Below are 6,870 nucleotides of genomic sequence, written 5' to 3' on the forward strand. Positions count from 1 at the left end.
TATCGTTCACAATAACGCGCCTCTTTATAAAACAACGAGTACCTTAACTTAACTGATGTTAAATCGCCCCTTTTTTCCATTTTCGAATTAAACGAGAATGATTATTGGGTGATTCATACAAACGACTTTGTCCGTTTTCTGGTAAATACCCCCATTGAGATTCCTCAGCAAGTATGGTTTGGGCATCAAAATAACCAGCATCTATTCTTTTTTTAATAATAGACTGTCCAAAGTTATAATCCTTAGAGGCTGCTTTAACAATTCTAGCGCTATAAATTAAGTGGACGAGAGTACAATGATGTGGAGTGCCAATATCGAGTACATGTGCGTATTTTTTCCTTTGCTCGGCAGTCAAAATACGGCTTATTTCTAACATCGAATTGCGCATTCTTTGGCGTTGCAGATAGTTATAAATAGAACGTTGCGCGTGTGTACTATAGGAAATATCTTTCATTCGTTCCTCTATCTCGTTCATGGTTTCTGGCATGAATGATGGCCCTCCAAAGCAATCAATAAGAAAGCACAATGTATTATCTGGAGGAATGGCCTCTAAGATAACTTCCAGGGGCATATTTGAGTGTACACCACCATCCCAGTAAAATTCACCATTTATATTAATTGCAGGAAACCCGGGGGGCAGGGCAGCACTCGCCATAACATGCTCAACTTCAATTCGGTAATTGATATTATTGAAATAAATCAGATGGCCATTGGAAATTTGTACTGCACCAAGACTTAGACGGATGGGGCAGGAATTGAGAAGATCAAAATCTATCAATTCCAAGAGTGTTTCTCTAAGTGGCGTTGTATCGTAATAGCTAAGAGTGGTGGGATCTCCCCATATAGGAAAAGCGCCTGTGCACCAGCGAGGATAAAAAAAACCGGGCTGACCATACAACAAGGCAAAAGAGGCACTGATTTTATTATAAAGCTCAAGAGTTGAATCTAACTCCCCTAAATATTCAACTATATTATTAGGGGCAATTTTTTGCCAAAATTGCTCCAGCCTTTCAATGCGTTTTTCGGGTGGATTCCCAACTATAATTGCCGCTTGGATGGCTCCAATTGAAGTCGCTGCAATCCAATCAGGCTGATAACCTGCTTCTAATAATCCTTTAACCACACCAAATTGATAAGCACCCAAGGAACCACCACCTTGTAATACATACGCGACTCGTGGAAAGCGCCCTTTAGGTTTAGCGGGTAAATGATTAAAACGATTGGCCAAAGGATTATTACCAGTAGTTTTCGAGTCCATTTTTGCATTCATAAAAATCTCCCTTTATCGAGCATTGTTTTTACTGGCTCTTAAGCTCTCTACACAGTATACATGAAGATTATCTACAAAAATCAGTAACATTATCAAATTTGTTCCCATGTCCTCTCGAATAGAGCGAGAGATCTCCGGAATAGGCACTATACTATTTTTATATGTTTGAAATGATGTGGAACCAATCTAAAAAATCGGGAATCAAAGCAAAAATAGCCCCCCTGGCTTATAATTATATTGTTAACTCTAAGACGAGATTGATTCATATGGAAAAAATGATTAAATCTGTTGATGTGATTATCGTACGAATCTATATTCTTGAGTCATCGAATTTAATCAAAAAAATATTTGACCATTTGGAAAAAACGGTAAAAATTCGTGGTATAAGCTTATTTCGTGGGTTGAAGGGCTTTGGTGAAACAGGAGAGCATAGCAGTTCGGTGTTTGATGTTCGCTGGGACTTACCGATTATTATAGAATTTTTTGATAGTGAAGAAAAAGTGAAGATTGCTTTAGAGTATTTGAATACCTTTATTAAAGCGGAGCACATAGTTTTTTGGAAAGCTCAGACCAATACCGAACTCTAATCATTTTGAGCTAAAAGACTAAGTATTAAAAGCCAGATTGTCTTCCCTCATTAACTAATTCGACTAAAACTCCAACGTGAATAAAAACCTAGCAAAAACAGTTTCAAAAATTCTTTTATTTCAACAATTACCAGCAGATAGACCTTATTCTTTTACCTTGGGGTAGGCTGTCTTGTTTATATAGTTACATTGACACCTCATACCCACAATATATTCTTTTGTCAGACCATTGGTTTTTGTGTTGTTTGGATTTAATGTCCTTATTTTTTGTTATTACAGATGAGCGGCTTTAGAAATCGCCTTATTCAGACTATGTATATTGCCGCTCCAGCTACTATAGGTCTTGTATTGAGGAACAGCAATTTCTGGCCATTATAGAAGCCAATGCATTTTCTGATCTTGCCAAGTTCATACTAAGGCAGCGCATTTTTGCATTTTCTTTTCATGCTCAATCAACCATTTTTTTCTTGCGACCCCTCCACCATAACCACTGAGCTCGCCATTGCTACTAATAACTCGATGACAAGGGATAACGATTGCCAGTTGATTTGCTCCATTGGCTCTTGCTACAGCGCGCCACGCAGAGGGTCTATCAACAATTTTTGCAATATCAGCGTAGGAGCGTGTTTCGCCAGGGGGGATTTTGACTAAAGCATCCCAAACTTGTTTTTGAAAAGGTGAGCCAAGAAGGGTTAACGGTGTGTCAAATAGTTGTTGAGTGCCATTAAAATAAGCATCAAGCTCCTTTTGAATTGAAATAAGGGGGGCTGTTGAGCCAGGAATAATTGCTGACAGTGTTTTTTTTCGCAGACGTTCAACCTCACGCTCAAGCCCTTTACGATCAATGAATTCCAAGAGGTAAAGAGTAATTTCATCCGCAATGGCGAGCATTGGCCCCAGCTTAGTATCCAGCCAAGCTGCCTTTAAAATATTTTTATGCCCATGCTTGGCAGGAGCAGTACCCATAATTCGTGCAAACGCATCTCTAAAACCACTACCAGATTCATAACCTGCAGAAATTTGCGTACTGATAATTGACTCGCCATTTCGGATTTGTTTCACTGCCAAGCCTATTCGTCGAGCTCGCGCATATTCTACAAAGGTCATACCAAACCTTTTTTTAAATTGACGGCGAGCGGTCACTGCCTCAATTGACAGGGCTTGGAAATCTGCATTTTTCCATCGTTTTTCAGGGTTTTCTTCAATAGCATTTACTAATTTTTGTACTATTGTTGAGACTTGATTGGGATGAGAAAGAGGGAGACATCGTTTGCAAGGCCTAAATGAAGCTAGAAGGGCTTCTTGAGCTGTTTCATAAAATTCACAATGCTCAAACTTAGGTTTTCTTGCAGGACAAGTTGGGCGACAAAAAACACCGGTTGTGGTAACTGCAACGTAAAAAACACCTTCATATTCAGTATTTTTATTTAATAAAGCTTGATAATACTCCATTCTCTTCTCTTTCGTTAACATAGAAACCTCTAATGACCCTTACTTCCATTTTATTGTAGCGAATTTAAAAAAACGCGCCGCCGAAATTTGGACATTGATTTTATTTTATGGAAAGGGGGGTATTGGACTAATTTCTACATGAAAAGACAGTGGGCAGTCTACCGTATTAGCAGGTACCCACTGAATAAATGGAATAAGTAAGTCTGCTTAGGCAGCGCAGGCAGCACTATTAATAGAAAGATTGTCATCTAGAGATTGTCGGACAGGAGTTGCCCATGTAAAACTTGAACCTGCAGGGCCATTCTCATCATCATCCTTTTTAGGAAGAAGAGTCGGCATTCTGCAAGTAGACTGGAGCCCTAGTTGAGTTTTTGACGTTATGCTAATTGCACATAGTCCAGCAAGAGAAGGGGATACCCGAGGGACGAGAACACTTAGTTCCTCTAGTTCCTCTATTTCCTCTTCTTCATTTTCTATTGGTTCATTACTTCCAAAAAGCCAATTTCTCAGAGAACTAAATGGCTGAACCACACAGGCAACAAATTTTTTGATATTTTGAAAAAGTTGCATTGAAAAACCTTTTATTAGGACTACTATTAATACACTCAGAGGCATTATTATACTAAAAAGTTCAAAAAAAGCTATTTTTAATTTTTAAGAAAATGTATTGCGCTGTATAAAAACCACATAAGTATCGCATACAAGTTATTAATAATGGCTTGCTTTGTTTAAGCATCTCTAAAATGCAATTATGGTTTGCCTTGTGTTAGCAGCCATTGGCGAAGAGCATCGATTGTTTCTTGGTTGACTTTTAAAAGTTGATGATAAAGCTTTTCTAGTAATGCCCGGTGGCCTGCTTTGTAATAGCGTTCAAGATACTGGCAAGCTAATTCCAAGCGAGATGTTCCAAGATATACTGCGCCACCTTTTAATTTATGAGCAATCTTTTCAATTTCACTCCAATTTTTAGTGGTGTATGCTTTTTCTATCTGATAAATGTCTCCTTGTTTTCCTTCAGAGATAAATTCTCTTATAAGTTCTTGGAGCAGCGTGAGATTGCCATCAAAGTGTTTAAGGGCTTGTTTTTCGCAAAAAATTGGCAGACTTCCTAACTCAAATAACTCTCTTTCTGTCCCAGGTAACTCTTCCCCCAAACCTTGCGAAGAAATTGCCTTGGTGTTTTGTGTCTCCTCAGAATGTTTAATAATATACTTATTAACAATATTCTGAATCATATGCAACGTAATCGGTTTGGTAAAAACATCATTATACCAGCTTTTAAACACTCAGCTTGCATAACGCCAGTAGTATGTCCTGTCAAGCCGATAATAGGTATTGGTTTTTTAGCATGCGCTATCTCCCATTCGCGAATTTGGGCAACAAGTTCATTACCTGACATTCCCGGCAAACCAACATCGGTGATTATAAGATCAAAATGAATTGTTTTAGCCAATTCCAACGCTTCCTCTCCTGTAGAGGCGGATTTAAAGCGGTATCCGTTTTTAGAAACCATTGTTTCTAAAATTTTTGCGGCCAGCATGTTATCTTCTACTAATAAAAGACGAGCTGTGTTTTCATGTAGTGCCGATGAAAAATTAGAAGGGGAGAATGAAGCAGGGGAACCAGATGGACTCAATACTTCCAACGGCTTTTCTTTTACTTCTTCATCCATTCCTTTTCGACAAGGCAGGTCGAAATAAAATGTTGTCCCAACCCCTTCTTCGCTAGTGAGTCCAATTTGCCCACCCAGTAATTTGACATAGGAACGAGCAATATGGAGTCCGAGACCATAGCCCTTATAAAGTCCCTTGTAAGAGGGAGTAGCACGGAAAAAACGGTCGAATACTTTGTCTTGTATATCTTTAGAAATCCCAATTCCTGTATCAGTCACACTAAATTTCAGATGGATATCATTACCATTAGTTTGTAGGCAAGAAATTTGAATAGTTATATGCCCAGCTGAAGTAAATTTAATAGCGTTCCCTAGCAAATTCAGCATAATACGATGAATTTTTTTGCGGTCACTGATGATATATCTAGGAACCTCTTTCTCAATATCAACATATAAACCTAACTTTTTTAAGGTTGTAGTAGGGCGTTCGAGTTTTACTAAATCCTCCATGCACTGATACAAGTCAAATGTGTCAAGATTAATACTATCTGCATCCATTTTACCGGTATTCACATCGTTTAAAATGTCATTTAACATGCTTAATAATTCTTCACCGCTATCATAAAGCATATGGGCTTCTTCTTTTTGCACTGGATTATCCAGAGTGTTTTCCAATATTTGCGAGAGCCCAATAACACCAGTAAGTGGGGTACGAATATCGTGACTCATATTAGCGATAAATTCGCTTTTTGCATGGCTAGCTGCTTCAGCCGCTTCTTTAGCTAGCTTAAGATCCTCCTCCATTTTCTTTCGAGCAGTTATATCAGTCGCTATACCTAACACACCTACTACCTTATTATTGGAATCACGTAGAGGCACTTTGTTTGAGATTACAGTAGCTTGCTTACCGTTTTTTAGCTCTACTGTGTCCTCTATATTGAGCTTTGGCATTTCTGATTTGATGACTTCTTGGTCATCAAGAATATATTTTCTAGCTTGTTCGTACCAAGGGAAATCGTAATCCGACTTGCCAATAATATCTTCTCGATTTTGAAACCCCGCAATAATTGCAAGTTGATTATTTCCCCCTCTATAGATTGAATTTTTATCTTTCCAATAAATTATATCAGGAGCATATTTAATGATGTTATCTAGTCTTTCTAATTCCTCGGTTGTTATCCTTGTTTTGAGGAGTTCTTTTTCCATTATTTTTTGGGTAGTGATATCTGTTGAAATACCCAAAATCCCTACTATATCTCCATAATCATTACGAAGAGGAGTTTTACTTGTGATGAAAAATTTGTTTACACCTTTTGCAGGGATAACATCTTCCACAACACTGTTGATGCCTTCTTGAAGAATAGCATGGTCAACGATTTGTATACTTTTGATGCGTTCGGCACTCCAACCAAAATCAGAATCAGTTTTTCCAATAATTTCAGCTGGGCTGGCTAAATTTAAAAGCTCTGCAACTTGTTTATTACATCCTTGATATACGCGGTTTTTATCTTTCCAGTAAACTAATTCTGGCAAATTTTCAATGATACTATTTATATTAATAATATCGTTATTTGAAGTGGCTTGTCCTTGTAAAATTTTCAAGTTCTGAAAAAAATCTTCCTTGGTAGCGATTATTTGACCAATTAATAGAAAGCATTTTTCATTTTCAATTTGTGCAATAAATCTTTGCCATTTTTGAAAATAATTGTTTGTCAAGGTAAAACCAGGATTAGTAATTTTATCTTTCTCTTTTGGAAATAAAGGAATCTCTAATTCCTCAAGAAGTGAACTAATTGATATATCAATCAAAGGAGTGCTTTGTTTCAAATTAAGCATCTCTTTGGCGTATGTGTTTATATATTGAGTTATGCTCGAATCTGGTGTATGTGAAAAATAAATTAGGTGGCGTATCCTGTTGATTGTTCGCCAAGAACATAATCAACAAAAGG

At 37.6% G+C, this 6,870-nt stretch carries 6 protein-coding genes; 1 reads left to right on the forward strand and 5 read right to left on the reverse strand.

Annotated features, from left to right (window positions below; genetic code table 11):
• Positions 1–58: 58 nt before the first annotated feature.
• Positions 59–1,270 (reverse strand): patatin-like phospholipase family protein, encoded by a 1,212-nt coding sequence (locus tag Lfee_RS03705; RefSeq protein ID WP_058443998.1) that lies wholly within the window; start codon positions 1,268–1,270, stop codon positions 59–61.
• 161 nt (positions 1,271–1,431) lie between these two features.
• Between Lfee_RS03705 and Lfee_RS03710 the strand changes: the two genes are divergently transcribed.
• Positions 1,432–1,857 (forward strand): DUF190 domain-containing protein, encoded by a 426-nt coding sequence (locus Lfee_RS03710; protein WP_058444000.1) that lies wholly within the window; start codon positions 1,432–1,434, stop codon positions 1,855–1,857.
• Between the two features lie 408 nt (positions 1,858–2,265).
• Here Lfee_RS03710 and Lfee_RS03715 read toward each other — a convergent pair whose 3' ends face one another.
• From Lfee_RS03715 to Lfee_RS03730, 4 genes are all read right to left on the reverse strand, one after another.
• Positions 2,266–3,330 (reverse strand): bifunctional transcriptional activator/DNA repair enzyme AdaA, encoded by a 1,065-nt coding sequence (locus Lfee_RS03715; protein ID WP_058444002.1) that lies wholly within the window; start codon positions 3,328–3,330, stop codon positions 2,266–2,268.
• 186 nt (positions 3,331–3,516) lie between these two features.
• Positions 3,517–3,879, reverse strand: coding sequence for a hypothetical protein (locus Lfee_RS03720; RefSeq protein WP_058444004.1), 363 nt, complete (start codon positions 3,877–3,879; stop codon positions 3,517–3,519).
• 179 nt (positions 3,880–4,058) lie between these two features.
• Complete coding sequence (locus Lfee_RS03725) at positions 4,059–4,544, reverse strand: Hpt domain-containing protein (protein WP_058444006.1); 486 nt, start codon at positions 4,542–4,544, stop codon at positions 4,059–4,061.
• On the reverse strand, positions 4,541–6,748 hold the full coding sequence (locus Lfee_RS03730; RefSeq protein WP_162262661.1) for a PAS domain-containing hybrid sensor histidine kinase/response regulator: 2,208 nt from the start codon (positions 6,746–6,748) through the stop codon (positions 4,541–4,543). Before Lfee_RS03730 ends, Lfee_RS03725 begins: the two co-directional genes overlap by 4 nt.
• Between the last annotated feature and the right edge of the window lie 122 nt (positions 6,749–6,870).

Source organism: Legionella feeleii, assembly GCF_001467625.1.
In the GTDB taxonomy this organism is placed as follows: Bacteria; Pseudomonadota; Gammaproteobacteria; order Legionellales; family Legionellaceae; genus Tatlockia; species Tatlockia feeleii.